Source organism: Mesorhizobium sp. Pch-S (assembly GCF_004136315.1).
Lineage (GTDB): Bacteria > Pseudomonadota > Alphaproteobacteria > Rhizobiales > Rhizobiaceae > Mesorhizobium.
Map to the genome: position 1 here is coordinate 5,124,525 of NZ_CP029562.1, position 24,821 is coordinate 5,149,345.

Consider the following 24,821-nt stretch of genomic DNA (forward strand, 5'->3'; position numbering starts at 1 on the left):
CGTCTGAGCCGGCTTAATGCTTCACCTTATTGGAGAACGGCAATTGATTGATTGCTCAAAAAAAATGCAAGGCACGAAGCCTTGCAATTTAAACGCGTCCGATCTGCTTTCCGTTTCCGGCGGCTGCGAGTTACCGCGCCTAGATCGCATCCTCCCAAGACTTTGACCGCGCAGGAGAACAGGTCTTTAACCCGTCCTCTCGGTTATCTGTGCACACTAGAACAGCGCGCATGAAAATGTCACGTTAAATTTTGCTTCGAAATGGGCATTCTTGTGCTGCATTGCACAATAAAACAGCTTGGCTTGCCTAACAAAGCGACATGCATTACCGGCGCGCACTTGCCACGGACGCGCGGGTTTCCATTCCGCCATGAAATGGCTATGAAGCCCTTGCATTGAAGCCTTCCAGGCGCCGATTCCGGCGCGGCCTTCCTCATTTACGGACCAGCCCATGCGTTTGTCGCGCTATTTCCTGCCCATCCTGAAAGAGAACCCCCGCGAGGCCGAGATTGTCTCGCATCGCCTGATGCTGCGCGCCGGAATGATCCGCCAGCAGGGACAGGGCTCCTTCACGATGCTGCCACTGGGCAAACGCGTGCTCGACAAGGTCTGCGCCATCATCCGGGAAGAACAGAACCGTGCCGGTGCTCTCGAAATACTGATGCCGACCATCCAGTCGGCAGAGCTTTGGCGCGAAAGCGGTCGTTATGATGCTTATGGCAAGGAGATGCTGCGCATCAAGGACCGGCAGGATCGTGAACTGCTCTACGGTCCGACCAATGAGGAGATGGTCACGGAAGTCTTCCGTTCCTACGTCAAATCCTACAAGGATCTGCCGCTCAACCTCTACCATATCCAGTGGAAGTTCCGCGACGAGGTGCGCCCGCGCTTCGGCGTCATGCGCGGCCGCGAGTTCCTGATGAAGGACGCCTACACATTCGACCTCAATTATGAGGGCGCCAAGGCTGCCTACTACCGCATGTTCGTGTCTTACCTGCGCACCTTTACCCGCATGGGCCTGAAGGCGATCCCGATGCGTGCCGATACCGGCCCGATCGGCGGTGATCTTTCACACGAATTCATCATTCTGGCGGAAACCGGCGAGAGCCAGGTGTTCTGTCACAAGGACTTCCTGTCGCTGCCTGTGCCCAGCGAAAACGTTAACTATGAAAACGACGCTGAAATCGCCGGCATCGTGCAGGAATGGACGACGCCTTATGCGGCGACGGACGAAATGCATGACGAAGCCGCCTGGGACAAGATCTCCGATGGCGAGCGTCTCTCCGCGCGCGGTATCGAGGTCGGCCACATCTTCCACTTCGGCGACAAGTACTCGAAGCCGATGGGTGCCAAGGTGCAGGGGCCGGACGGCAAGGAACATAACGTTTCCATGGGTTCATACGGCATTGGCCCGACGCGCCTGATCGCTGCCATCATCGAGGCGAGCCATGATGACGCCGGTATCATCTGGCCGGAGAGCGTAGCGCCGTTCGACATAGCCCTGATCAACATGAAGGTCGGCGATGCCGATTGCGACCGTGCCTGCGACGAGCTCTACGCCGCGCTGACGGCGGCCGGCAAGGATGTGCTCTACGACGACACCGACCAACGGCCCGGCGGCAAGTTCGCCACCGCGGACCTGATCGGCCTGCCCTGGCAGGTCATCGTCGGACCGCGTGGTGTTGCGGCTGGTGAGGTCGAGATCAAGAACCGCAAGAGCGGTGAGCGCGAGACAGTGCCGCAGGCGACCGCTCTCCAGCGCCTGGGTGCTGCTGCATGAGCCAGACGGCGGCAGCCAAGCCGGCAGGCGCCGGACCTTTTTCGGGTTTCGAGCGCATGGTGGCGTGGCGCTATCTGCGTTCGCGCCGCAAGGAAACGGTGATCTCGGTCATCGCCTCGATCTCGTTCCTCGGCATCATGCTGGGTGTCGCGACGCTGATCGTCGTGATGGCGGTGATGAATGGCTTCCGCGCCGAGCTGCTGTCGCGAATCCTCGGTATCAACGGTCATCTGATCGTGACGCCAGTCGATCTACCGCTGGAGGACTATGCCGAGCTTGCCAAGCGCATCAACGGCGTTCCCGGCGTCAAATACGCCATCCCGCTCGTCGAAGGCCAGGTCCTGGCGCAAGGCAATGTCGGCTCGGGTGGAGGCGCACTGGTGCGCGGCATCCGCGGCGAGGACCTGGGCAAGATCACGCTGGTTGCGAACAACATCAAGCAGGGCTCGATCGTCGGTTTCGACACGGCCGGCGGTGTCGCCATCGGCCGTCGCATGGCAGAGAATCTCGGTCTGGTGCTCGGCGATACCATCACGCTGATCTCGCCCGACGGCGATGTCAGCCCGCTGGGCACCACGCCGCGCCTGAAAGGCTATCCGGTGACGGCTATCTTCGAGGTCGGCATGTCAGAGTACGACACCTCGATCGTCTACATGCCGTTCTCCGAAGCGCAGATGTATTTCAATTCGGAAGGCAAGGCGCAGAGCCTCGAGGTCTATCTCGACAATCCTGACAATGTCGAAGCGATCAAGCCCAAGGTGGAAGAGGCGGCGCAGCGGCAGATCTATCTGACCGACTGGCGCCAGCGCAACCAGACCTTCTTCTCGGCGCTGCAGGTCGAGCGCAATGTCATGTTCATGATCCTGACGCTGATCGTGCTGGTGGCGGCGCTGAACATCATCTCCGGCCTCGTCATGCTGGTGAAGGACAAGGGGCACGACATCGCCATATTGCGCACCATGGGGGCGACGCGTGGTGCGGTGCTGCGCATCTTCCTGATGACCGGAGCCGCGATCGGCGTTGTCGGCACCGTCGCCGGCGTGCTGCTGGGCGTTGTCATCTGCCTTAATGTCGAGCGCATCCGCGAGTTCTTCTCGTGGCTGTCTGGCACGGTCCTGTTCAACCCCGAGCTCTATTTCCTCAGCCAGCTGCCGGCCAAAATGGACGGGGGCGAGACGTTCTCGGTCATCGTCATGGCACTTGTCCTCTCCTTCATCGCAACGCTGTTCCCGGCCTGGCGGGCGGCGCGGCTCGATCCAGTCGAAGCGTTGAGGTACGAGTGATGTCCGAGCCGGTACTGGAACTGAAAAGCGTCGAACGGCACTATGTGCAGGGACCACGCAAGCTCACCATCCTGAATGGTGCTGACTTCACCTTGCGGCGCGGCGAGATGGTGGCGATGGTGGCGCCGTCGGGTACCGGCAAGTCGACGCTTCTGCACACCGCAGGTCTGCTCGAACGGCCCGACGGCGGCGATGTCATCCTGTCCGGCCGCGCTTGCGGGCGACTGTCGGATGACGAACGCACGGCGATCCGCCGCAACGACATCGGCTTCGTTTATCAGTTCCATCACTTGCTGCCGGAATTCTCGGCGCTTGAAAACATCATGATGCCGCAGCTGATCCGCGGTCTGTCGAAGCCGGAAGCTTCCAAGCGCGCGGCTCAGTTGCTGGATTACATGCAGATCGGCAAACGCGCGCAGCATCGGCCGGCAGAGCTGTCCGGCGGCGAGCAGCAGCGCGTTGCGATCGCGCGCGCCGTTGCCAATGCACCACTGGTGCTTCTAGCCGATGAGCCGACCGGCAATCTCGACCCGACGACGGCGTCCTATGTCTTCGATGCGCTGGAGGCGTTGGTGAGGCAGTCTGGGTTGGCCGCCATGATCGCCACGCACAACCATGAACTTGCCGCTCGCATGGATCGGCGCGTGACATTGGCCGAAGGCAAGGTCGTACCATTGTAAGGAAGGAACACGTCGTTTCCATGTGCTCCTACGGCATCGATCCGATTCGCCTGATCAGTCTGCGCCTGGATGCCACCGCATGAGCCAGGCTGCGGCAGCCAAGCGGGCAGGCGCCGGACCTTTTTCAGGTTTCGAGCGCATGGTGGCGTGGCGCTATCTGCGTTCGCGCCGCAAGGAAACGGTGATCTCGGTCATCGCCTCGATCTCCTTCGTCGGCATCATGCTGGGTGTTGCCACGCTGATCGTGGTGATGGCGGTGATGAACGGGTTCCGGGCAGAGCTGCTGTCGCGCATCCTCGGCACCAACGGACATCTCATCGTCTCGCCGGTCGATCTGCCGCTGGAGGATTATGCCGAGCTTGCCAAGCGCATCAACGGCGTTCCCGGCGTCAAATACGCCATTCCGCTGGTCGAAGGCCAGGTGTTGGCGAAGGGCAATGTCGGCTCAGGCGGCGGGGCACTGGTGCGCGGCATTCGCGGCGAGGATCTCGACAAGGTCACGCTGGTTGCCAACAACATCAAGCAGGGCTCGATCGCCGGTTTCGACACCGCAGGCGGTGTCGCCATCGGCAGCCGAATGGCCGAGAACCTCGGCCTGGCGCTGGGTGATACCATCACGCTGATCTCGCCTGACGGCGATGTCAGTCCGCTTGGCACCACGCCACGCGTGAAAGGCTATCCAGTGACGGCGATCTTCGAGGTCGGCATGTCACAATACGATGCCTCGATCGTCTACATGCCGTTCTCCGAAGCACAGATGTACTTCAATTCGGAAGGCAAGGCGCAGAGCCTCGAGGTTTATCTCGACAGTCCCGATGATGTCGAAGCGATCAAGCCCAAGGTGGAGGAGGCAGCGCAGCGGCAGGTCTACCTGAGCGACTGGCGCCAGCGCAATGAGACCTTCTTCTCGGCGCTGCAGGTCCAGCGCAACGTCATGTTCATGATCGTGACGATGATCGTGCTGGTTGCGGCGCTGAACATCATCTCCGGTCTGATCATGCTGGTGCAGGACAAGGGGCAGGATATCGCCATCCTGCGCACCATGGGTGCGACGCGTGGCGCTGTCCTGCGCATTTTCCTGATGACAGGTTCCGCGATCGGCGTGGCCGGCACCATTGCCGGCGTGCTGCTCGGCGTTCTGATCTGCTTCAATGTCGAGCGCATCCGCCAGTTCTTCTCCTGGCTGTCTGGCACGGTCCTGTTCAACCCCGAGCTTTATTTCCTCAACCAGTTGCCGGCCAAGATGGAAGCAGGCGAGACGCTCTCCGTCGTCGCCATGGCGCTTGTGCTTTCGTTCCTGGCAACGCTGTTCCCGGCCTGGCGGGCGGCGCGGCTCGATCCCGTCGAGGCGCTGAGGTACGAGTGACGGCCGAGCCTGTCTGCTGGGCGCGTTTCACCACAGGCTCGCCTCCGGCATGGGCCGCCGCGTGACAATGGCCAAGGCAAGCTCGCACCGCTTCGAAGCTGGCTGACACTTCCTTCGCGTCTATCGAACCTTGCGTCCATGACCTTCTGATGAGGAGCAGGCAGGGCGAGCCCTGTGAATTCCCGGCATAAGCGGGCGCTCCTCCAATCCCATCAACCTTTCCTTAACCTTGGCTTCAGGCACCACCCGGAATCGTTCGGTGGTGCTGCTTTGTTCCGTTGACTTTAGAACAAAATTAGAACAAATTACGTACATATTAACAACAGGAGCCAGCCATGACCGACCTGATCCAGGACGTTGCCTCTCTTGTCTGCATGAGCGCTTTCCTCGTCTCGATGGCGATGTGGATCGGCGCGATGTGAGGGAATCGCCACGGCCGCGGGCCGTGGCAAACGCACAAAGGCCGACGCTACGGTTGGCCGCCAGGACAGACCATAGTCCGACCGGATACCGGTATCCGGACTAATCTTTCAGAAACAGCATCGATGAAGTTTCGGCGCGAGGTGTCGTTCGGATACTTGCGATGATCGCACGCGCCCCTTCTTCCTTATGGTTTGCGTGCCGCAATCTCCAAGGAGTGTGGGACAGGGAGGAGGCCAGAACCGGCCCCTCAGCCTGCCTTGCGACGCAACTCGACCTCGGGTGCCTCAGCGGGCCCGAATACGGTTTCGAAACCGGCTTTCAGGGCAATGTCGAGATCTGCCATCGTCACCGGCAAGCCGAGATCGACCAGTGAGGTGATACCATGATCGGTGACACCACAAGGGACGATGCCACCGAAATGCGACAAGTCTGGTTCGACATTGATGGCGATGCCGTGGAACGAGACCCACTTGCGCAGGCGGATGCCGATCGCCGCGATCTTGTCTTCGGCCGGGGCTCCGTCGCGTGATATTGGCCGGTCGGGCCGCACCACCCAGACGCCGACGCGGTCTTCCCGCCGCTCTCCCTTGATGTTGAAGGCGGCGAGAGTTGCGATGATCCACTGTTCGAGTGCAGCCACAAAAGCGCGTACGTCCTCACGCCGGCGTTTGAGATCCAGCATCACATAGGCGACCCGCTGGCCAGGCCCATGATAGGTGTATTCACCGCCTCGGCCGGCTTTGAACACCGGAAAGCGATCCGGGTCGATCAGGTCGCCTGACTGCGCGCTGGTGCCGGCAGTGTAGAGCGGGGGATGTTCGACCAGCCAGATCATCTCGCCTGCGGTGCCCGCGCGAATCGCTTCGGCGCGCGCTTCCATGACGTCGAGCGCGTGTGTGTAGTCGGTGAGACCCGACTCGATACGCCACTCCACCGGCGCGGAGCCGGCAAAGGGCAGGAACGTCGTGGCTATCTGGCTGCGTTCGGTCATGGTGCTCACGGAAAGGCTGATCATCATATGGCGTCAATCCGCGCCGACGTCCAGTTCCGGCGATTGTCCCAGCAATTTGGCTCACTTCCATCTCGGGGAAGAGGCGATCCGCATGGATTTCCAAATGAGGCGGCATTCCCATGGAGCGGCTTCGCCGACGTCACTCAGCTTTCTGGAACGATAGGATAAACCTTTCGTTGGTTCAGGAGATCGCTGCTCAGAGATCTCAGAACCAGGAGGAAGAACCATGACTAAGCTGCTTTGTGCGAGTGCAATGGTGCTTGCGGTTATGACCGGCGCAACTTTGGCCGCCGGGGAAAAGGGAACTTCTGCACTCGATAATCCCGAGAAAATGGCACCTTTCTATACCGACAAGGACATGAAGACGCTGAAATCCGATGCCGACTTCAAAGCGGCCTGGATGGCGTTGACCGATGATGACAGAGCCGGAATGAACAAGGAATGCGGCGACGAGGCTATCGCCAAGGAGCATGACAATTTCTGCAAAATGACCAAGGAGCTCGGCGGAGCCAACTAGGTTCAAACAGGTCTGGACAACGCTTCAGGCCCTTGTTGCAGAAATGCGGCTCAGCGCCGTGGTCGGCTGGTACACCTCTGATCGAGATGGCCAGTCGATCGCCGTTTCCAACGATCTCACCATAAGCCGGAGGCCGCAGAAGGGCTATATTCTCGGAGAGAGAATGGTGCGGTCGAGAAGACTCGAACTTCCACGGGTTGCCCCACAGCGACCTCAACGCTGCGCGTCTACCAATTCCGCCACGACCGCACGTGGTAGGAGCCGGAGTGGACCGGCCCGCGGCGTGTAGCAAATCGTTTCCGGCGAAACAAGGCCATCTCAAGCAATAATCGCACGTTCCGGCAAAGAGTTTTCGCGGGGCGGACCTGGCCGCTTGCAGGAGCCTGGATTGGTACACTTTTCCGGCCGTCATACGGCTTCTATCCGGCAGCGTCTTGTTCTAAACCGGCACTGACCCTTTCCCTTCAAACCGGTCGCGGGGAAATCATGAAAGGTGAGGAGCACAACGAGGCCGAACCGATCCACGCCGAAATCTACGGCGAGGATGGCGTCATTCGTGCGCCCTTCGTTGCCCATATCGGCGCGGCGATAGCCGATCGCGACATCCTCGCCCTCAAGCGGGAAGTGGGGGATCTGCACCAATCGGAAGTCGGCGACCTGCTGGAAGCGCTGCTGCCCGAGCAGCGGAGGGCACTCGTTGACCTTCTGGGTTCCGATTTCGATTTCTCGGCGCTGACCGAGGTCGACGAGGCGATCCGCCTCGACATCGTCGACAACCTGCCCAATGCACAGATCGCGCAGGCGGTGCAGGAGCTCGATTCGGACGACGCCGTCTACATCCTGGAGGATCTCGATCAGGAGGACCAGGACGAGATTCTCTCGCAGTTGCCGTTCACAGAGCGCATCCGGCTCAGGCGCGCGCTCGACTATCCGGAAGAAAGCGCCGGCCGGCGCATGCAGACCGAGTTCGTCGCCGTGCCGCCTTTCTGGACGGTAGGGCAGACCATCGACTACATGCGCGAAGACAAGGATCTGCCAGACCGCTTTTCCGAAATCTTCGTCATCGATGCGACGTTCAAGCTGCTCGGCGCTGTCGGGCTCGACCAGGTCCTGCGCGCCAAGCGCGCAGTGAAGGTCGAAGAGATCATGCACGAGACTCGCCACGCCATTCCCGCGACGATGGACCAGGAGGAGGCGGCGCGCGAGTTCGAACAATACGACCTTCTGTCTGCCGCCGTCGTCGACGAGAACGAACGGCTGGTCGGCGTGCTGACCATCGACGATGTCGTCGACGTCATCCAGCAGGAAGCCGAGGAAGATCTTCTGCGTATGGGTGGTGTCGGCGACGAAGAACTGTCCGACACGGTGGCAGCGACCTCGCGTTCGCGCGTACCATGGCTGTTGGTCAACCTCTGCACCGCTTTCCTTTCGGCATCGGTCATCAGCATGTTCGGTGCCACCATCGAGGAGATGGTGGCACTGGCTGCGCTGATGCCCATCGTCGCTTCGCTTGGCGGCAATGCCGGCACGCAGACCATGACTGTGACTGTGCGAGCGCTCGCGACACGCGATCTCGATATCTACAATGCCGGTCGCGTCATTCGTCGCGAAGTGCTGGTGGGGCTGCTCAACGGTGCCATTATCGCTACCCTGCTCGGGCTGGTCGCCGGCACATGGTTCCAGAATGTGGATCTCGGCCTCGTCATCGCGGCGGCGATGATCGTCAACATGCTGGCGGCATCGCTCGGTGGCATCCTGATCCCACTTTTCCTGGACAAGTTCGGAGCGGACCCCGCGATCTCGTCATCGATTTTCACCACTATGATCACCGACGTGATCGGTTTCCTGGCCTTCCTGAGCTTCGCCAGCTGGTGGCTGCATCTGGGCTGAACGGTACCCCCGGGCGCGGGTGAACTGGCTAGGCTCCGCTGCAAAACTACAGAAACAATTGAGAATTTTTGCCTGCAATTGACTTTTACGTAAATGCCGTGCGAAGCTTCAACGGAACCCGCATGCTGTTCGATTCTCGCATCATTCGTCTGCGAGGAGTGGCACGACGGACAACGGCGTAAGCGCCCGGAGTGACTATGCGGGAATACTACACGATCACCGAACTGACGCGCGAATTCGATATTTCGACGCGCACGCTGCGGTTTTACGAAGATGAAGGGCTGGTCGCTCCCGTGCGGCGCGGGCGCACGCGCCTGTTTCGCCCCTCCGACCGCCATCTCATCCGTCAGATCCTGCGCGGCAAGCGGCTAGGGTTCGCCATCGCCGAGATTCGCGAAATCATCCAGATGTACAAGGAGCCGCCCGGCGAAGTCGGACAGCTCAAGCTGATGATCAAGCGCATCGAGGAAAAGCGCGATTCGCTGCGCCAGAAGCGTCGAGACCTTGAAGAGACGCTGGCTGAACTTGACCAGGCCGAAGAGTCCTGCGTGGAGCGGCTTGTGGAGCTCGGCGTCAGCACCTGAGCCCAGCCGCGTCTCATCCTTTGGTACTCCTCGGAACAGACGCCAAGCTTTTCCGTTGTACTCCCATCAGCGTCTCTGCAATGATCTAAGGGTTGTGCGAGCTGGGGGGCTCGGGATTTGGATATGGACCTCAAGGGGCTCGACCTTGCCCTCGACAAGGTTGTGGAAGCAACGCTCAATCCGTCGCTTTGGCAAGAGGTAGTCGACGGTATCGCTCAGGCGACAGGCTCCCACGGAGTCAACATCATTCCGGTGGCAGAGCGAGCGCCCGGGCTGATCGTATCGACCGAAAGCCTCGGGGGAGCCTTCGAGGACTATTTCAACAATGGCTGGTACGCGAACGAGTGGCGGCTGCGCGGCGTGCCGTTCCTTTTGCGGCAAGGCACGGCCTGTGATCCGGAATACACGTCGCGTGATGATTTCGAAAATCATCCCTATTACCGCTTCCACGCCAAGCACGGTATAGGGCGCTCGTGCATGGTGGCCTTTTCGCGACCTGAGGACATGCTGGTCATGACGCTGCATCGCAAACTTACTGACGACTTCTTCAGCGATGAGGAGGTCGCGGTGCTGCGTGCGATGCGTGATCGTCTTACCATGGCATCGACACTGATGCGCAGCGCCATGCAGCATCGAATCGCCGGCATGATGGACGCTTTCGAGATGGCAGATGTGGCGGCCATCTTCTTCGACCGCTTCGGCAAGGTGACGAGTGCAAACGATACTGCCCGCCGGTTGCTGGGGGCCGAGCTCCAGGTCAGCAAAGGGGAACTGCGCTCGCGTCGTTCCGAGGAGACGAAGCGCATCCGGGAACGGATGCGCTCGGTGCTCACCGAATCGTGGTTGCGTCCCGACGGTGCTGATGGCCCGATCCTGATAGCGCGCGAGGGAAAGCGACCGCTGGCGATGCGTATCCAGCGGCTGGGCGGCAGCCTTCCGGACTTTTTCTCGCCATCCGTCGGAGTTTGCCTTCTGGAGGACCCGGAGCGGCGCAACACGGCCGAGCCGCGACTTTTGCGCCAGACCTTCGGGTTGACACGCACCGAGGCCGAAGTCGCCGCGCTGCTCGGCCAGGGCTTGCGGCTGCGGCAGATTGCCGAACAGAAGTCGATTTCCTATGAAACGGCACGCGCGCATCTGCGCTCGATCTTCGCCAAGACAGGTGCCAGCCGGCAAGCGGACCTCATCGTGCTGGCAGGCAACCTCGGAAGCGTCGGCTAGCCGTCGCCGGCTCCTCGCTGTCGATACAGGCTGAGTTCATTGGCTATTGCCGCCTATCGCGCGGGTTGTCCTGGCGCTCAGTTGAGAGCAGGAAGCAACCACTCCAGCGCCGCCGTTACCGCAGCCCCTGCCGAAAACACGATCAAAGCAAATTTGTAGAACGGTGAGGGTGACGGGTCATACCCTCGGATTTCGTGCCCTGGGTTACTCACAGTGATACTCCCCAACATCACTCAGCGTTCTCAGGTTAGCACCGATGCGTTACCAGAAGGTACAAGTGGCAATCAGCGCGAAATCCAACGCAAACGGGATGCAGCCTGCGTGCCGCCTCTCGCGGTGATCGCCTGGGTTCGCTGAAATGCAGAGCCGCATGACGTGCCATTCGCGCGTCGAAATACACGCGGATCCTCGTGCGCTGGAAAGCCAAATTATGCAGGAAAATCAAACTGGTACGCCCAAGGGGAATCGAACCCCTGTTACCGCCGTGAAAGGGCGGTGTCCTGACCGCTAGACGATGGGCGCAGCCAAGGCCGGCTTATAGTGTCGTTGTGCCCGGCGGGCAACCCGTCAAAATCGGGTTTTTGCATTTTTTTACAACCTTTTCGAAGCAGGCCTGAAAGAGCGAGATTTCCAGGGTTTCCACGGCTCGGTCTGCGTGGCTCAGCAAAGGCCGGATCGCTGGCATGGTTGGCGCGCTGCCTTGCTCGATGCCGCGAGGGGGGAGGCGATTTCCTACGCGACCGCGAATCTGTCCAGGTGGCAGCCCCTGCTGCCAGACGGATAATGCAGCCTCAGTCGCGCTCGCCAAGGCCGTGGGCCTGACGCTGTTCGGCAGATGGTGTGTGATTTCTCCAGATTGCGCAGCCTGAACGATTTGTTGCGAGCGTGTTATCTTCTCGAACGAGAGAGGATGACATGGCGTTCGCGATCAAGGCCGAGATTGCCGATCCGCAGGCGGAACATTTCGCGTTCAGCGAACAGAAGACGATGTATGGCGGCAAAGCCATCGCCGCTGGTGACACCATCTTTCTGTTCGCGAGCGAGAACGAGGGCGGAAATGGCCTCGTCGCGCGCGGCATCGTGCTTTCGGTCGAAGCGGTCGCGAGGCAGCCAGACATCGAGCGCCAGACGCCGCGCGTCAGCATAACCGTCAAGCGTACCGCGCTTGCCAGGCGGCCGCTCGGTCGCAGCGAACTCAGGCATCTGACCGACTGGCAGGATGGCCGGCCAGGAACCGAACTCAATTTCAAGTTCTACCGCCAGGCCACGAACAAGATCGTCGGCCTCTCGGAGAGCGCGGCGGCGTTTCTCAGAAAATTCTTCTAGAAGAGGCAGAGCGTTTCGGTCGAAGCGGAACCGCTTTAGGTCGGCCTAGCCGCGGCGGCGGCAGCGCCAGTTCCAGTCACGCTCGGGACCAACGTCGACATGCACGGATTCGGTGTGGCAATAGGTGCCGACACCGCCGCGTCCCGGGAGCGAGCGCACATAGGTTGCCAGATCCCATTTGCTGACGCCGGCGATCTGGATATCGGCGGCCGCGCAATACATGTGCAGCGAGTTCTTGGCGCCGCGCGCACGCACGTTGCGGGCCTGATCGCGGTAGCCGGAAGTCACGATCAGCTTCTTGCGATAATGTCCTTCGATCTGCTTCAGCACGCGTACCAGCGATGGTTTGAGACAGGCGACATCCACGCTTTCGGTCTGTTTCAGCAGGCCGTTGGGGGCAAGGCGCGCCAAGCCGGCGGCAGAAGCCACCTGATAGGAGCCGCCCTCATCGTCTTCATTCAGGTCGACGTCGCTGTCATCGTAGGTGCCCGAGCGGCGGGTGATTTCGAACAGTGCGGTCTTGCGCACGCCAGGCAGGTTGTTGAAAGCCGACGAACTGTCCACGGAGGCGAGCATCGCCTGCTTCTGACCCGCTTCGGCCGAAGCCAGCGTGATGATCGGCTTGGCTGGCTTGTCTTCCGGAATGATCGCCTGTTTGGCTTCAGCTTGTTCCGTGGGCACGATCGGTTTCGGCTTTTCAGCGACCGGCGCAGCCTTGGCTGGCGAAGAGCCGAACAGCGAGGCGAGGAAGCCTTTCTTTTCGGGTTTGGCCGGTGTTGCCGGCATTTCGCCCGCGGTCACATAGACCGGATGGTTCATTTCCGGCGTCGCCGCGCTGGCCGTTTGTGTTGCCGCGGCAGCCGGATCGATCGCGCGCTGGCTTGTCGCGATGCCTTGCTGCGGCAAGACGGTGGTGGTTCCGGCCGCAACCTGTTGCGCCGCAGCCGCCGTCTCCTGGGGGCTCTGTTCCGGCGCGACGAGCTGCTGTGGCGTGGTGCCGGCGATCGCCTGCGCATCGGCAGGAGCAGTCAGCGGGAATGCCGGCGTGCCGGGCTTTGCGGTGGGCAGGTAGGCGATCTGCTCGGGCAGGGCGGTGTCGCCTTCGGCAGTCATCAGCGTCTGCGGGGTCGTCGTGGCTGCAAGGGCGGGATCGGTGGTGTTTTGCGTGGTCGGTGCGGCGGGATTAGTTCCGGCCTGGGAAGCAGCATAATTCGGATCGGCAACGCCGAGGTCGGGCGCGCCAGTCGAGGTGCAGGAAGCCAGCAGCAACGCGCACAACGCGGCCATGACGGCGCGGCGTTCTCCTTTCGCGAAGCGCGAGCTGTTTGCCCTCAAATCCAAATTCCCCCTCGCTAGCCGATCCGAACCGTCATCTCAGGCGCCGGGGCGCCACCGAATGATCGAGTTTCCGCAATCGGAAACGAGACCTGTGACAAATCCGCAAGCTTCCTTCTGAAATCGTGCGAGCCTGCGTGATTTGCGTCAAAATGATGATTGACGTGACCATTTCGCCCGCTTTGGCGAACAGGTCAACTCACCGCATATTACAGATTGTTACACTCGCACCTTCACGTAGTCGCCGGGAGCGTCACCCAGCGTTTCCATGGTCTTGCCCGGAATTCGAGGGGGCACGCGGGTGCCGTCCTTCGCCTCGATCCAGCGTTGCCAGTGCGGCCACCAGGAGCCTGGGTTCTCGGTGGCAGCGGCGATCCAGTCCTCGAATCGTCCAATCGGCTTGCCGCCGGTCCAATGCTGGTATTTGCCGAGGGCAGGTGGATTGACGACACCGGCGATATGACCGGAGCCTGCCATCACATAATCGACCTCGCCGCCGAAATACTGGCAACCGAGGAAAACCGAACGTGCCGGCGCGATGTGATCTTCCTTGGAGGCCAAATTGTAGACGGGAATTGTGATGTCGGAGAGCGAGACCAAGCGTCCGGCAAGCTCCATCTGGCCGCGCGAAAGGTTGTTCTCGAGGTAGCAATTGCGCAGGTAGAAGGAGTGGTTGGCTGCAGCCATGCGCGTGGAATCGGCGTTCCAGTAAAGCAGGTCGAAGGGAAGGGGCTCCTTGCCGCGCATGTAGTTGTTGACGACATAGGGCCAGATCAGGTCGCCAGAGCGAAGCATGTTGAATGCAGTCGCCATCTTGGTGCCGTCGAGGAAGCCCTTGCCACGCATGGCGATTTCGAGGGCCGCGATCTGCTCTTCATCGACGAAGACCTTGAGATCGCCGGCGTAGGTGAAGTCGACCTGCGTGGTGAAGAAGGTGACAGATTTGACGCGATCGTCGCCTTCCTGCGCCAGGAGAGCAAGCGCCGCAGCCAGCAGAGTGCCGCCGACGCAGTAGCCGATGGCATTGACGCCGCGTTCGCCTGTTGCCTGCTCGACGACGTCCAGGCCGTATTGCAGGCCCTCACGGATGTAGGCTTCCCAGTTCTTGGTGCCGTGGCGTTCATCCGGATTGATCCAGGAGATGACGAAGACGGTGTGGCCCTGTTCCACTGCCCAGCGGATGAAAGATTTCTCCGGATTGAGATCGAGGATATAGAACTTGTTGATCCATGGCGGGCAGATGAGCAATGGCCGTTTCAGCACGGTTTCGGTTGTCGGGCTGTACTGGATGATCTCGGCGACGTCGGAGCGACCCACGACCTTGCCCGGCGTAACCGCGATGTTGCGGCCGATCTCGAATTTTGAATAATCCGCCTGACGCAGTTTCAGGTCGCCTTTGCCGGCGGCGATATCTTCGGCGAACATCTTCATCCCGCGCACCAGGTTTTCGCCGTGCGATGAGACGGTTTCGCGAAACAATTCCGGGTTGGTTAGAATGAAGTTGGACGGCGAGATCGCGTTCGAAACCTGCTTCACATAGAAACCGGCCTTGTGACGCGTATGCTCGTCCAGCCCTTCGGCATGCTCGACCAGGTCAGCCGCCCAGCGCGAGGTGACCAGATAGGCCTGCTTGAGAAAATCGAAGAAAGCGTTCTTGCCCCATTCAGGGTCCTGGAAGCGCTTGTCGCCGCGTTCGGGTTTGACGCCCGTGGCCTCGTCCTCGACGCCACCGATGCGGTGGATGGCGCTGGCCCAGACATTCATGTAGCCCGCGAACAGCCTGGTCTGTGCCTCCAGCGCCCGCTTGGGGTCGGCCAGCCAATATTCGGTGAGCTTGGAGAAGGTCTTGACCATGTCGGCCATAGGCTCGGCAACGCTGTCGCGCACCTCGCCGCGTTCACGCGGCTCTGCCCAGGCCGAGGCGGCTTTGCCCGCCTGCTCAACCACGCGCGCGAGATTGAGCGCGAAACGCTCTGGATCTTTTACCAGATACTGCTCGACGGATGGCGGTTCATGGTCGTCCGTCTTGCCTGCATCGGGTCTGTCGGCCATGGTTTGCGCGGTTCCTCCCTAGGCATTTCTTGACATAGTATCATGCAAGGTCGAATAGGAGCCAAGATGCTTTTGCTCTCCCGTGACGGGAAAGTGAGCTTTAATGGCCATTGCGGGAAAGTAGTATGACAATTCGTTTTGGTCAGCTTCTGGTTGTCAGCGCCGAACGGTTGTCGCTGGCGCTCGTTGTCGCCGGCGGCCTTGCCATGGCTGGCTGCGCGAGTTCGAGCAGTGGACCCTCGATGGCAGTAGAGTCCGGCGGTTCGGTGACCGGCCCGAAAGATACCGGCACGTTCCCCAATCTGAACATCAAGCCGCGGAATGCAGCCACGCAATTCACGGAAGACGAGAAGAACGCCAAGCTCGCGCAACTGGCGGCTGCCAAGTCCAATGTGCAGGCGCATCCCGGTGATCCGGCCGCCGCGGCCGATGCCGCCGAGCTGGACAAGCTCAAGGCCAGTCACGCCAAGAATGCCCTGAAGCAGATCGGGGCCAAGTGTGACCCCGCTCTCGACCCGAATTGCAAATAAGGCTATAGCGCGCCGCCAAAGCGCCTCTCGATCGGAACGAACATGGAAGAGTTTCACAAAGTCCGCCGTCTTCCACCCTACGTCTTCGAGCAGGTCAACCGCCTGAAGGCCAGCGCGCGGTCACGCGGCGCCGACATCATCGATCTCGGCATGGGCAATCCCGATCTTCCGACACCACAGGCCATCGTCGACAAGCTCTGCGAAGTGGTGCGCGATCCACGCACGCATCGCTACTCGTCGTCGCGCGGCATTCCCGGCCTGCGGCGTGCCCAGGCCAATTATTATGCGCGTCGTTTCGGCGTGAAGCTCAATCCCGATACTCAGGTGGTGGCGACGCTCGGCTCCAAGGAAGGCTTCGCCAATATGGCGCAGGCAATCACTGCCCCGGGCGATGTGGTGCTGTGCCCGGATCCGACCTATCCAATCCATGCTTTCGGCTTCATCATGTCGGGCGGGGTTATCCGCTCGCTGCAGGCCGAGCCGAATGACGGTTTCATTCCGGCGCTGGAGCGTGGCGTGCGCCATTCGATCCCGAAGCCGCTGGCATTGATCCTCAACTATCCCTCCAATCCGACGGCCTATGTTGCCACGCTCGACTTCTACAAGGACGTCGTGGCCTTCGCGAAGAAGAACGACATCATCATCCTGTCGGACCTGGCCTATTCGGAGATCTATTTCGACGGCAACCCGCCTCCCTCGGTGCTGCAGGTGCCGGGTGCGATCGACGTCACCGTCGAGTTCACTTCGATGTCGAAGACCTTTTCCATGCCGGGCTGGCGCATGGGCTTCGCCGTTGGCAATGAACGGCTGATCGCTGCACTGACGCGCGTGAAATCCTACCTCGACTACGGTGCGTTCACGCCGATCCAGGTCGCGGCGACAGCCGCGCTCAATGGCGACGGCTCCGACATCGAGGAAGTGCGCGATATCTATCACAAGCGCCGCGACGTGATGGTCGACGCTTTCAGCCGTGCCGGCTGGGAAATCCCGGCGCCGGCGGCGACGATGTTCGCCTGGGCACCGATTCCCGAGCCGTTCAAGCATCTCGGTTCGCTCGAATTCTCCAAGCTTCTGATCGAGCACGCCGATGTTGCGGTGGCGCCGGGCATCGGCTTCGGCGAACATGGCGACGATTATGTGCGCCTGGCTCTGGTCGAGAACGAGCATCGCATCCGGCAGGCGGCCCGCAACATCAAGAAGTTCCTGGCGACCACCGCCAAGCAACCCAACAATGTGGTGCCGCTGGCGGCGCATCGCTGAGCCGCTTGCCACCAATCATCCCGAAAGACCGAGAAAGAGGGGCCGTCCATCATGGCTGAATCCTTGCGTGTTGGAATTGCCGGCCTCGGCACCGTTGGTGCCTCGGTCGTGCGCGTGCTCACCGAAAAGGCCGCCGAACTCACCCGCCAGTGCGGTCGCACCATCACGGTGACCGCTCTCTCGGCACGCAACCGTGACAAGGATCGCGGCGTCGACCTGTCCACGGTGTCCTGGTTCGAAAACCCGGTCGATCTTGCCCGCTCGAACGAGATCGACGTGTTCATCGAGCTGATCGGCGGCGATGAGGGGCCGGCGCGCGACAGCGTCAGGGCCGCGCTCGAGGCCGGCCGCCATGTGGTGACCGCCAACAAGGCGCTGCTTGCCAAGCATGGCGTGGCGCTTGCCGAGATCGCCGAGAAGAAAGGCGTGCTGCTGAACTATGAAGCGGCCGTGGCCGGCGGCATTCCCGTCATCAAAACGATGCGTGAGGCCATGGCCGGCAATTCGGTCAATCGTGTGTTCGGCATCCTGAACGGCACTTGCAACTATATCCTGACCCGCATGGAAGCCGAAGGCCTGTCCTTCGAGGCATGCCTCAAGGATGCCCAGCGTCTTGGTTATGCCGAGGCTGACCCGACCTTCGATATCGAGGGCAACGACACGGCGCACAAGCTTGCCATCCTCACCAGCCTCGCCTTCGGTCACAAGATCGCTGCCGACGACATCTATCTCGAAGGCATTTCGAACATCACCCAGGCCGACATTCGTGCAGCCGCTGAACTCGGCTATCGCATCAAGCTGCTCGGCGTTGCCCAGCGCACCGATAGCGGCATCGAACAGCGTGTGCATCCGACCATGGTGCCGACAGCCTCGGTGATCGCCCAGGTTCATGGTGTCACCAACGCCGTGGCGATCGAGACCGATATACTGGGAGAACTGCTGCTGTCCGGCCCCGGCGCTGGCGGCAATGCCACGGCGTCAGCAGTCGTCGGCGACATCGCCGACATCGCCAAGAGCCGCCCCGGTTTCCAGCACGGCCCTGTGTTTGGTCGTCCGGCCAAGGAACTGAAACCTTACAAGAAGGCGCAGATGCGCAGCCATGCCGGTGGTTATTTCATCCGGCTTACCGTGCATGACCGCGTTGGTGTGTTCGCTTCGGTGGCCAAGCGCATGGCTGACAACGATATCTCACTGGAATCGATCGTTCAGCACGCCGTCGGGCCGGAGGCGGTCGACAAGAAGACCGTCATCCTGGTCACGCATGAAACCACTGAAGCGGCGGTACGCAAGGCGGTCGAAGCGATCACCAAGGATGGTCACCTCACCGACAAGGCACAGGTGATCCGCATCGAACGGGCCGGCTGAGAACGTCTGTCGCCTATCCAACGACATCGGATGAGGCAAAAAGACCTCAGATCCAGCGGCGCACGCGCTTCGCGTAGTCGTGGTACTTCTTGCCGAATTTGCCGGCCAGGGTCTTTTCTTCGCGCCGGATCACCAACCTGCTCGTCACCAATCCTGCTGCAAATGCCAGCAGGATGAGCCAGACGTTGCCGGTGATAAGCCCGATACCGATGACCAGTGTCGCCAGAGACAGATAGATCGGGTTACGGCTGATGCCGAATGGTCCGCTGGTCAACAGATGCGCCGGCATGGCGACCGGGTTCAATGGCGTTCTGGCCCTGTACATCATGCGGATTGCGGTGAACCACAACGCCACCGCGCCCAGCGCAGCCAGCCAACCGAAACCGAACAGGATGTCGCCGAGGACATCACCGAACCAGGGCAGGGGATAAAGAACACCCAGGCCCACCCCGATGATCAATGCGATCAGGAAGACGATGGGCGGCAAAGGAAACGGCAGGCGTGCGGCATCGGTCATTGCGGTTCCCCAGGGCTCATGGCGTCCTCGGTCTGAACCGTGCATGTGCTGGCGAGATCACTGATGCGCGTCCTGGCCGAAGCCGGCTGGTCGCCCTTCATGATGCCTGTCAGCAGGCCGTCCTTCTCGACCGCGGTGAGCATGCAACCACAATAGCGCACACAGAAGGCGGCGTCGCGGCTGTCCTGGCACGATGCCTGGCAGGCATTGGTGAAGCCGAGCTTCGGATCCTGCGCGGGCGCAGGCCAGACCTGCGCGAACAGCCATACACAGCCTATCAGCACCGGCTGGTGGATGAGGTAGAAAGCCAGGCTGTGGCGACCGATGAAGGTGAGTGGGTATTCAAGCGTCTGGCCGAGCGAGACGTTTGCCAGTCGTTCGAACAAGCCGGCTGCCCTGGCGATCTTGGCCAGGCCGATGCCGATCAGCACCGCGCCGAACCAGGGAAACAGCGGCACATAGTCGTTCGAGCGCGGATCGGCCGATGAGAGGCCGACCCACAGAAGTGCCGGATGATCGAAAACAGGCGAGCGCAGATAGAAGGGAGCCGCAATGACCAGCGCGGCGGCAACAAGCGTGAGCAGTGCCGGCACGCGCAGGAACAGCAGGCCGAGCACGCTGGCCAGGGCGATCTGATGCAGGATGCCGAAGAAGATGAAGCCGCCGGGCGTGGCGAGATAAGTCGCCAGGGATATTGCCGCGGCAGCGGCCACCACCATGGCGAAGCGTTTCCAGAAGCCCTGCCAACGGATGCGGTCGCCGTGCGCAAGCACCAGCGAGACGCCGACCAGAAAAAGGAAACTCGACGCAATGCAGCGCGCATAGAGCTTCCAGGGGCCGTGTGCCGTCAATCCGGGGCTCGCATAACCGAAGAATTCGAGGTCCCAGGTGAAGTGGTAGCTGGCCATTGCCAGAAGCGCGATACCGCGCAGGGCATCGATCAGGGTAATGCGCCGGGCGGAAATTGTCTGCTGTTGAAGGTTCATGCGGCGGGATTCGAAGTTGCAGTTGCTCAATGCCTAGCATGGATGTGGGCTAAGCGAGAGTGGTTGGCGGCTCTTCTTCCGGGCGGCCGGGTGTAGCAATGGACTTCCGAAGCGTTGACCAGACTGCCGCCTCCGTCTAGCAATGCAACGATGAATGCTGAAATGATCGCTATCGTGGTAGGAAGGCGCATGGGCAGGATGGTGTAACCATCCGGCGAAAGCACCCATGCGCGGCAAACGGGCTCCTGACGGAGCCTTTTTTATTGCCCTCGGATCGGAGCGGCCACGTCCGATCTGCTGACCACCACAAAACCAAGGAAGCGATCATGACGAAAGATCGTCATCCCCCGGATTCGGGTATGCCGGATGCAGAGACCTCGGGCGGCATTTCGAAATCTCGATTTGTCGTTCTTGTCCTTTTGTCCGCACTCTCGGTGTTGCCGGTCAACATCATTTCGCCGTCACTGCCCAAGATAGCGATGGAGTTCGATGTGGACTTCGAACTGATCAGCCTTGCGGTCGCCGGGTATGCGATTGTGACCGCGCTCGTGGAGCTGGTCTCCGGCGCAATGTCGGACCGCTTCGGGCGCAGACCGGTGGCACTTGTCTCGCTCTCTGTCTTCATTCTGGCCTCGATCGGCTGTGCGTTTGCTCCCGACATTGTTGTTTTCCTCGTGTTCCGCGCGATGCAAGCTTCGATTGCCGCCTGCTTTTGCGTGGCTCTTGTCGCCATCAGGGAAACATCGGACGGGCATGATGGGACGAGCCGGGTGGGCTATGCGGCGATGGCATGGGCCATGGCGCCCATGCTCGGTCCTACCCTGGGAGGGACGCTGGATGAATTCCTGGGGTGGCGAACGATCTTTGTCGTTCTTGCGGCCTTTGGCGCAATTATCCTGTCTTTATCGAAACGAGAATTGAGCGAAACAGCCTCTCCTGTCAGGCGGGGCGGGACCTATCTCGGCGCATATGCACGGCTGCTGAGCTCCGCCGGTTTCTGGGCGTACGTACTCGTAATGGCGCCTTCGTCAGGGATACTCTACATTTTCCTGGCCGGCGCACCTCTGGCGGTTGGTGGATCGAGCGCGACGCTTGGCCTGTTCATGGGGATGGTTCCCGCGGGTTTTATCTGTGGCAGTTTTCTGACCGGCCGTTACGGCTCAAAGGTGCCCCGGGCCACGTTGCTCATCGCTGCTCGCTTGCTGACCTGTGTCGGGCTCCTGTTTGGCCTGCTCCTGTACGGGGTCGATATGACGCATCCGTTGGCCTTCTTCGGCCCATGCATGTTCATTGGCCTTGGCAACGGGCTGACATTGCCCGCTGCCAATATGGGCGTCATGTCCAGCCACAAGGACATGGCGGGCACTGCCGCGGGATTGGCGGCGGCAATGTCGATTGGTGGGGCCGCACTGATCGTTGCTGTTGCCGGGCAGTTCCTCAACCGACCGGCAACTGTCGGTACGATTTTGAGCGCGATGCTGATCGTCGCGGCGATGGCCCTGGCAGCCGCGGTTGTCGTGGCTTTTGTCGATCCCGCCTCGCGAAGAACGAACTGATCGACCCCGCAGGCTTGATGCGTGGGCCTGCCGTTGTGCCAGCCGACGAAAAGTGGTTGGCCGGCTTCGCAATCCGGCGCGAGCACGTCGGTTTCCTGCTACCGGCCCGGCCATTGGCGACGCAAGTTTCCCTTTGCGAGTCGTTAGTTGGGAATTCATGTCCACGCATGTCCGCCATCCGATCTGGCTACCGGCGGTTCCGCCGGCGGATGCGCGCACCTTTGCCTCGCTTTACGCCATCGAATCCGCTGCGCGTGCCACGGTCGCCTCGGTCATCCCGATCCAGGCCTATGAGATCCTGAAGAACGAGCAGACGGTCTCGATCCTCTATACGATCGTGTCGCTGCTGGGTCTTTCGGTTACGTTGTTCATGCCCATGCTGATCCATCGCTTCGCGCGCAGATGGGTCTACACGGCCGGCGCGCTGCTGCTTGGGATCGGCTCGCTGTTCTTCGTCACCCATTCGCTGCCGGGCCAGATTATCGGCATGCTCTGCAGGGTGATGGGCGCAAGCGCGCTGTCGATCACGCTCAACCTCTACATCATGGATCATATCCGCAAGACCGACCTCATGCAGGCAGAGTCGCTGCGCATGGCATGGTCGATGATCGCCTGGACCAGCGGCCCGACGCTCGGTATCTTCCTCTATACGCGTTACGGCATCTACGCCGCGCACGGAGCCGTGGCTGTTTTCGCGCTCTGCCTGCTTGCGCTGTTCTGGTACTACCGGCTTGGCGACAATCCGATGATCGTGCCGGGCAAGAGCCGCCCCATCAATCCGTTCGCCAATATCGGGCGCTTCGTCAGCCAGCCTCGTTTGCGGCTCGCCTGGCTCATCGCGTTCGGCCGTTCCTGCTACTGGACGACGTTCTTTGTGTACGGTCCGCTGTTCATGGTCATCACCGGGCAAGGTGAACTCGCCGGCGGCCTGCTGGTTTCGGCTGGCAACGCTCTCCTCTTTGCTGCCATTTTCTGGGGCAGGGCAGGCAAGCGCTACGGCGCGCGCAACGTAATGACGCTGGCCTTTGTCGGGATGGCGGTGTCGCTGTGGCTTGCCGGCGCCATCGGCGAACTGATTCCGCTAGCCACCGCCGGTCTGCTCCTGGTCGGCGCCTTGTTCACCATCGCGCTCGATGCCATCGGTTCCACGGCGTTCATGCGATCGGTGCGCGCCTATGAGCGGCCACAGATGGCCGCTGTCTACCGCACCTATCTCGATTTCTCGGAGCTGACGCCGCCCCTGGTCTATTCGCTGGTGCTGGCTTTCTTCGGCCTGGGATCGGTTTTTGCCACCCTTGGCTGTCTTGCTGCTGTCTGCGCCGTTGTTACCTGGCTGTATCTGCCGAAATCGATGTAGGACGCCAACCGATCGTCAATGACGCTGATGCGTCTGGCGATGGCGGAATTTGGTTTGCCGGACGCCACGATTCTTTCTATAGTTCCAGCCGTCGTCGGTCCCTTCGGGACCAAGAGGGAATACGGTGGGGAGGGGGAAACCATCCGAAGCCGTGGCTGCCCCCGCAACTGTGAGCGGTAGTCCTCTCCAATGCCACTGAGGTTCGCCTCGGGAAGGTGGGGAAGGGCGCTGATCCGCAAGCCAGGAGACCTGCCGGCGACGGCAATGACGGTAATGCCCTCGGGTGGAGGGCGAAAGGACAGACCATGAATACCGCTTCCGTTTCTCTCGGCGCTTCGACCTCTTCGCAGTCGCGCTTCCTGCAGCTGGCAATGGCTGGCCTGCTCGGCATCTTCGTCATCGGCTTCACCGGCTTCTCGCATATCGAGGCCGTGCACAACGCTGCCCACGACGCCCGCCACTCGATGGCGTTCCCCTGCCACTAACCCAGGGGGAACCCACCATGTCTGTTTTTCGCAACGTCGTGTTCGTCGCGGCGATCGCTGGCCTTTTGGCCGGCATCGTTCTCGCCTGCCTGCAGGCCTACGCCACCGTTCCGCTGATCCTGAAGGCGGAAGTGTATGAACAGGCCGCCGGCGGCCATGAGCATACGGCTGCGCCTGTCGCTCCCGCTGCCGATGCGGGCACCAATGCAATGAGTTCGGCTGCGCCGGCTCCCGCAGCTGCTCCGGCGGAGGAAGAGGAAGGCTGGGCACCCGCCGACGGTGTCGAGCGGTTCTCGTTCAACGTGCTCTCCAATGTCGTCACCGGTATCGGCTTCGCGCTGATCCTTGTTGCCTTCTCGGAATTCGCGGGTGGTATCGGCAATTGGCGCCAGGGCGTGTTCTGGGGACTTGCGGGTTTTGCCGTGTTTACATTGGCGCCAGGCCTCGGGCTGCCGCCCGAACTGCCGGCTATGCCTGCGGCCGATCTTATCCCCAGGCAGGCCTGGTGGATTTCCACCGTCGTCGCGACGGCCATCGGCCTTGCGCTGATCGCTTTTCGCCGGTCCCTGCCGCTCACGGTACTCGCCATCGTGCTGATCGTCGCCCCGCACGTCGTTGGCGCACCGCAGCCGGCAAGCTATGACACGCCGATCCCGGAAGGCCTGCATCACCAGTTCGTGGTGGCGGTCACACTGACCAACCTGGTGTTCTGGGTTGTTCTGGGAGCGGTCGTCGGCGTCGTGCGTGGCCGCTTCACCGGGCAGGCTTCGAGCCTTCGCGACAGCTTTGCCTGATCGCCTGACCTTCATCATCGGCGGTGCGCGCTCCGGCAAGAGCGCGCATGCCGAAAAGCTGGTTACCGCTTTGCCGGCGCCCTGGACCTATATCGCGACCGCACAGGCGTATGACGATGAAATGCGCGAACGCATCGCGCATCATCGTGCTCGACGCGGTGAAGGCTGGGAAACGGCGGATGCACCACTCGACCTTGTCGGATTGCTGGCGCGCCTGCCGGACGGGCGACCGGTGCTGCTCGATTGCCTTACGCTCTGGCTCACCAATCACATGCTGGCCGAGCATGATGTCGAGGCCGAATGCGCCAGACTGACAGCTCTGTTATCGAAACCGCGCGGTCCATGGTTCGTGGTGTCCAATGAAGTCGGCCTTGGCATCGTGCCGGACAATGCGCTGGCGCGTCGCTTCCGTGACGCTGCCGGGCGTCTCAACCAGCAAGTCGCGGCGGTTGCCGACGATGTGGTGCTGACCGTTGCCGGCCTGCCGCTCAGGGTGAAATGA

23 protein-coding genes, 2 tRNA genes and 1 riboswitch are annotated in these 24,821 nt (G+C 61.2%); of the genes, 17 read left to right on the forward strand and 8 right to left on the reverse strand.

Translation table 11 applies throughout. The features are described from left to right. Positions 1-216: 216 nt before the first annotated feature. Positions 217-453, reverse strand: a complete 237-nt coding sequence (locus C1M53_RS23935; RefSeq protein ID WP_129414507.1) for a hypothetical protein — start codon at positions 451-453, stop codon at positions 217-219. On the opposite strand from C1M53_RS23935, the gene proS reads away from it, so the two are divergent. The 4 genes from proS (at position 452) to C1M53_RS23955 (ending at position 5,109) form a co-directional block, all read left to right on the forward strand. After that, positions 452-1,780 carry a proline--tRNA ligase gene (gene proS / locus C1M53_RS23940; protein WP_129414508.1) on the forward strand — a complete coding sequence of 443 codons (1,329 nt, stop codon included), beginning with the start codon at positions 452-454 and terminating at the stop codon, positions 1,778-1,780. The two genes, C1M53_RS23935 and proS, sit on opposite strands and share 2 nt — an antisense overlap. Beyond that, the gene (locus C1M53_RS23945; protein WP_129414509.1) at positions 1,777-3,063 is read left to right on the forward strand and encodes a lipoprotein-releasing ABC transporter permease subunit; all 1,287 of its coding nucleotides are present in this window, start codon (positions 1,777-1,779) and stop codon (positions 3,061-3,063) included. Before proS ends, C1M53_RS23945 begins: the two co-directional genes overlap by 4 nt. Further along, a complete protein-coding gene (locus C1M53_RS23950; RefSeq protein ID WP_207213037.1) occupies positions 3,060-3,743 on the forward strand; it encodes an ABC transporter ATP-binding protein in 684 nt (227 codons plus the stop codon). Before C1M53_RS23945 ends, C1M53_RS23950 begins: the two co-directional genes overlap by 4 nt. Positions 3,744-3,822: 79 nt before the next feature. Then, positions 3,823-5,109: a lipoprotein-releasing ABC transporter permease subunit gene (locus tag C1M53_RS23955; protein WP_129414511.1), complete on the forward strand. Its 1,287-nt coding sequence runs from the start codon at positions 3,823-3,825 to the stop codon at positions 5,107-5,109. 670 nt (positions 5,110-5,779) lie between these two features. On the opposite strand, the gene lipB is transcribed toward C1M53_RS23955, so the two are convergent. Continuing rightward, on the reverse strand, positions 5,780-6,523 hold the full coding sequence (gene lipB, locus C1M53_RS23960; RefSeq protein WP_129416341.1) for a lipoyl(octanoyl) transferase LipB: 744 nt from the start codon (positions 6,521-6,523) through the stop codon (positions 5,780-5,782). A 247-nt stretch (positions 6,524-6,770) separates the two neighbouring features. On the opposite strand from lipB, the gene C1M53_RS23965 reads away from it, so the two are divergent. Then, on the forward strand, positions 6,771-7,061 hold the full coding sequence (locus C1M53_RS23965; RefSeq protein WP_129414512.1) for a hypothetical protein: 291 nt from the start codon (positions 6,771-6,773) through the stop codon (positions 7,059-7,061). A 164-nt stretch (positions 7,062-7,225) separates the two neighbouring features. Here C1M53_RS23965 and C1M53_RS23970 read toward each other — a convergent pair. Next, positions 7,226-7,310: transfer RNA gene (locus C1M53_RS23970), tRNA-Leu, on the reverse strand. Between the two features lie 237 nt (positions 7,311-7,547). Between C1M53_RS23970 and mgtE the strand changes: the two genes are divergently transcribed. The 3 genes from mgtE to C1M53_RS23985 all read left to right on the forward strand — a co-directional run bounded on the left by mgtE (position 7,548) and on the right by C1M53_RS23985 (position 10,756). After that, on the forward strand, positions 7,548-8,951 hold the full coding sequence (mgtE, locus tag C1M53_RS23975; RefSeq protein ID WP_129414513.1) for a magnesium transporter: 1,404 nt from the start codon (positions 7,548-7,550) through the stop codon (positions 8,949-8,951). 197 nt (positions 8,952-9,148) lie between these two features. Then, a complete protein-coding gene (locus C1M53_RS23980) occupies positions 9,149-9,535 on the forward strand; it encodes a MerR family DNA-binding transcriptional regulator (RefSeq protein ID WP_054308087.1) in 387 nt (128 codons plus the stop codon). A 123-nt stretch (positions 9,536-9,658) separates the two neighbouring features. Then, positions 9,659-10,756, forward strand: a complete 1,098-nt coding sequence (locus tag C1M53_RS23985) for a helix-turn-helix transcriptional regulator (RefSeq protein ID WP_129414514.1) — start codon at positions 9,659-9,661, stop codon at positions 10,754-10,756. A gap of 447 nt (positions 10,757-11,203) precedes the next feature. Here the strand turns inward: C1M53_RS23985 and C1M53_RS23990 are convergent. Next, positions 11,204-11,278: transfer RNA gene (locus C1M53_RS23990), tRNA-Glu, on the reverse strand. A 393-nt stretch (positions 11,279-11,671) separates the two neighbouring features. On the opposite strand from C1M53_RS23990, the gene C1M53_RS24000 reads away from it, so the two are divergent. After that, positions 11,672-12,082 carry a hypothetical protein gene (locus C1M53_RS24000; protein WP_129414515.1) on the forward strand — a complete coding sequence of 137 codons (411 nt, stop codon included), beginning with the start codon at positions 11,672-11,674 and terminating at the stop codon, positions 12,080-12,082. 45 nt (positions 12,083-12,127) lie between these two features. Here C1M53_RS24000 and C1M53_RS24005 read toward each other — a convergent pair whose 3' ends face one another. Both C1M53_RS24005 and phaC read right to left on the reverse strand, forming a co-directional pair. Then, positions 12,128-13,369, reverse strand: a complete 1,242-nt coding sequence (locus C1M53_RS24005; protein ID WP_129414516.1) for a YcbK family protein — start codon at positions 13,367-13,369, stop codon at positions 12,128-12,130. A 267-nt stretch (positions 13,370-13,636) separates the two neighbouring features. Continuing rightward, positions 13,637-15,469, reverse strand: coding sequence for a class I poly(R)-hydroxyalkanoic acid synthase (phaC, locus tag C1M53_RS24010; RefSeq protein ID WP_129414517.1), 1,833 nt, complete (start codon positions 15,467-15,469; stop codon positions 13,637-13,639). A gap of 125 nt (positions 15,470-15,594) precedes the next feature. Here phaC and C1M53_RS24015 point away from each other — a divergent pair, with 125 nt between their 5' ends. Genes C1M53_RS24015 through C1M53_RS24025 form a run of 3 tightly spaced genes read left to right on the forward strand, consistent with a single transcriptional unit; the run spans position 15,595 to position 18,624 of the window. Beyond that, positions 15,595-15,999, forward strand: coding sequence for a hypothetical protein (locus tag C1M53_RS24015; protein WP_129414518.1), 405 nt, complete (start codon positions 15,595-15,597; stop codon positions 15,997-15,999). A 42-nt stretch (positions 16,000-16,041) separates the two neighbouring features. Next, complete coding sequence (locus C1M53_RS24020; RefSeq protein WP_129414519.1) at positions 16,042-17,259, forward strand: LL-diaminopimelate aminotransferase; 1,218 nt, start codon at positions 16,042-16,044, stop codon at positions 17,257-17,259. Between the two features lie 51 nt (positions 17,260-17,310). After that, the gene (locus tag C1M53_RS24025; RefSeq protein WP_129414520.1) at positions 17,311-18,624 is read left to right on the forward strand and encodes a homoserine dehydrogenase; all 1,314 of its coding nucleotides are present in this window, start codon (positions 17,311-17,313) and stop codon (positions 18,622-18,624) included. Between the two features lie 46 nt (positions 18,625-18,670). Here the strand turns inward: C1M53_RS24025 and C1M53_RS24030 are convergent, their stop codons facing one another. Both C1M53_RS24030 and C1M53_RS24035 read right to left on the reverse strand, forming a co-directional pair. Further along, positions 18,671-19,141 (reverse strand): isoprenylcysteine carboxylmethyltransferase family protein, encoded by a 471-nt coding sequence (locus C1M53_RS24030; protein ID WP_129414521.1) that lies wholly within the window; start codon positions 19,139-19,141, stop codon positions 18,671-18,673. Next, positions 19,138-20,127, reverse strand: coding sequence for a DUF1624 domain-containing protein (locus tag C1M53_RS24035; RefSeq protein WP_129414522.1), 990 nt, complete (start codon positions 20,125-20,127; stop codon positions 19,138-19,140). The genes C1M53_RS24030 and C1M53_RS24035 overlap by 4 nt, the downstream gene beginning before the upstream one ends. Positions 20,128-20,453: 326 nt before the next feature. Here C1M53_RS24035 and C1M53_RS24040 point away from each other — a divergent pair, with 326 nt between their 5' ends. The 5 genes from C1M53_RS24040 to cobU all read left to right on the forward strand — a co-directional run bounded on the left by C1M53_RS24040 (position 20,454) and on the right by cobU (position 24,821). Further along, a complete protein-coding gene (locus tag C1M53_RS24040; protein WP_129414523.1) occupies positions 20,454-21,683 on the forward strand; it encodes an MFS transporter in 1,230 nt (409 codons plus the stop codon). Positions 21,684-21,840: 157 nt separating this feature from the next. After that, a complete protein-coding gene (locus C1M53_RS24045; RefSeq protein WP_129414524.1) occupies positions 21,841-23,040 on the forward strand; it encodes an MFS transporter in 1,200 nt (399 codons plus the stop codon). 78 nt (positions 23,041-23,118) lie between these two features. Next, positions 23,119-23,312, forward strand: a riboswitch (cobalamin riboswitch). Between the two features lie 33 nt (positions 23,313-23,345). Further along, entirely contained in the window at positions 23,346-23,525 is a 180-nt protein-coding gene (locus C1M53_RS24050; RefSeq protein ID WP_129414525.1) for a CbtB-domain containing protein, read from the forward strand. Between the two features lie 17 nt (positions 23,526-23,542). Next, a complete protein-coding gene (locus C1M53_RS24055; RefSeq protein ID WP_129414526.1) occupies positions 23,543-24,319 on the forward strand; it encodes a CbtA family protein in 777 nt (258 codons plus the stop codon). After that, positions 24,312-24,821, forward strand: a complete 510-nt coding sequence (gene cobU, locus C1M53_RS24060) for a bifunctional adenosylcobinamide kinase/adenosylcobinamide-phosphate guanylyltransferase (protein ID WP_129414527.1) — start codon at positions 24,312-24,314, stop codon at positions 24,819-24,821. The genes C1M53_RS24055 and cobU overlap by 8 nt, the downstream gene beginning before the upstream one ends.

What these genes read in the sequence shown, in the direction of transcription:
- proS (WP_129414508.1), top strand. Translation starts at nt 452, where the DNA reads ATGCGTTTGTCGCGCTATTTCCTGCCCATCCTGAAAGAGAACCCCCGC.
- C1M53_RS23935 (WP_129414507.1), bottom strand. Translation starts at nt 453, where the DNA reads ATGGGCTGGTCCGTAAATGAGGAAGGCCGCGCCGGAATCGGCGCCTGG.
- C1M53_RS23945 (WP_129414509.1), top strand. Translation starts at nt 1,777, where the DNA reads ATGAGCCAGACGGCGGCAGCCAAGCCGGCAGGCGCCGGACCTTTTTCG.
- C1M53_RS23955 (WP_129414511.1), top strand. Translation starts at nt 3,823, where the DNA reads ATGAGCCAGGCTGCGGCAGCCAAGCGGGCAGGCGCCGGACCTTTTTCA.
- lipB (WP_129416341.1), bottom strand. Translation starts at nt 6,523, where the DNA reads ATGACCGAACGCAGCCAGATAGCCACGACGTTCCTGCCCTTTGCCGGC.
- C1M53_RS23965 (WP_129414512.1), top strand. Translation starts at nt 6,771, where the DNA reads ATGACTAAGCTGCTTTGTGCGAGTGCAATGGTGCTTGCGGTTATGACC.
- mgtE (WP_129414513.1), top strand. Translation starts at nt 7,548, where the DNA reads ATGAAAGGTGAGGAGCACAACGAGGCCGAACCGATCCACGCCGAAATC.
- C1M53_RS23980 (WP_054308087.1), top strand. Translation starts at nt 9,149, where the DNA reads ATGCGGGAATACTACACGATCACCGAACTGACGCGCGAATTCGATATT.
- C1M53_RS23985 (WP_129414514.1), top strand. Translation starts at nt 9,659, where the DNA reads ATGGACCTCAAGGGGCTCGACCTTGCCCTCGACAAGGTTGTGGAAGCA.
- C1M53_RS24000 (WP_129414515.1), top strand. Translation starts at nt 11,672, where the DNA reads ATGGCGTTCGCGATCAAGGCCGAGATTGCCGATCCGCAGGCGGAACAT.
- C1M53_RS24005 (WP_129414516.1), bottom strand. Translation starts at nt 13,369, where the DNA reads ATGGCCGCGTTGTGCGCGTTGCTGCTGGCTTCCTGCACCTCGACTGGC.
- phaC (WP_129414517.1), bottom strand. Translation starts at nt 15,469, where the DNA reads ATGGCCGACAGACCCGATGCAGGCAAGACGGACGACCATGAACCGCCA.
- C1M53_RS24015 (WP_129414518.1), top strand. Translation starts at nt 15,595, where the DNA reads ATGACAATTCGTTTTGGTCAGCTTCTGGTTGTCAGCGCCGAACGGTTG.
- C1M53_RS24020 (WP_129414519.1), top strand. Translation starts at nt 16,042, where the DNA reads ATGGAAGAGTTTCACAAAGTCCGCCGTCTTCCACCCTACGTCTTCGAG.
- C1M53_RS24025 (WP_129414520.1), top strand. Translation starts at nt 17,311, where the DNA reads ATGGCTGAATCCTTGCGTGTTGGAATTGCCGGCCTCGGCACCGTTGGT.
- C1M53_RS24030 (WP_129414521.1), bottom strand. Translation starts at nt 19,141, where the DNA reads ATGACCGATGCCGCACGCCTGCCGTTTCCTTTGCCGCCCATCGTCTTC.
- C1M53_RS24035 (WP_129414522.1), bottom strand. Translation starts at nt 20,127, where the DNA reads ATGAACCTTCAACAGCAGACAATTTCCGCCCGGCGCATTACCCTGATC.
- C1M53_RS24040 (WP_129414523.1), top strand. Translation starts at nt 20,454, where the DNA reads ATGACGAAAGATCGTCATCCCCCGGATTCGGGTATGCCGGATGCAGAG.
- C1M53_RS24045 (WP_129414524.1), top strand. Translation starts at nt 21,841, where the DNA reads ATGTCCACGCATGTCCGCCATCCGATCTGGCTACCGGCGGTTCCGCCG.
- C1M53_RS24050 (WP_129414525.1), top strand. Translation starts at nt 23,346, where the DNA reads ATGAATACCGCTTCCGTTTCTCTCGGCGCTTCGACCTCTTCGCAGTCG.
- C1M53_RS24055 (WP_129414526.1), top strand. Translation starts at nt 23,543, where the DNA reads ATGTCTGTTTTTCGCAACGTCGTGTTCGTCGCGGCGATCGCTGGCCTT.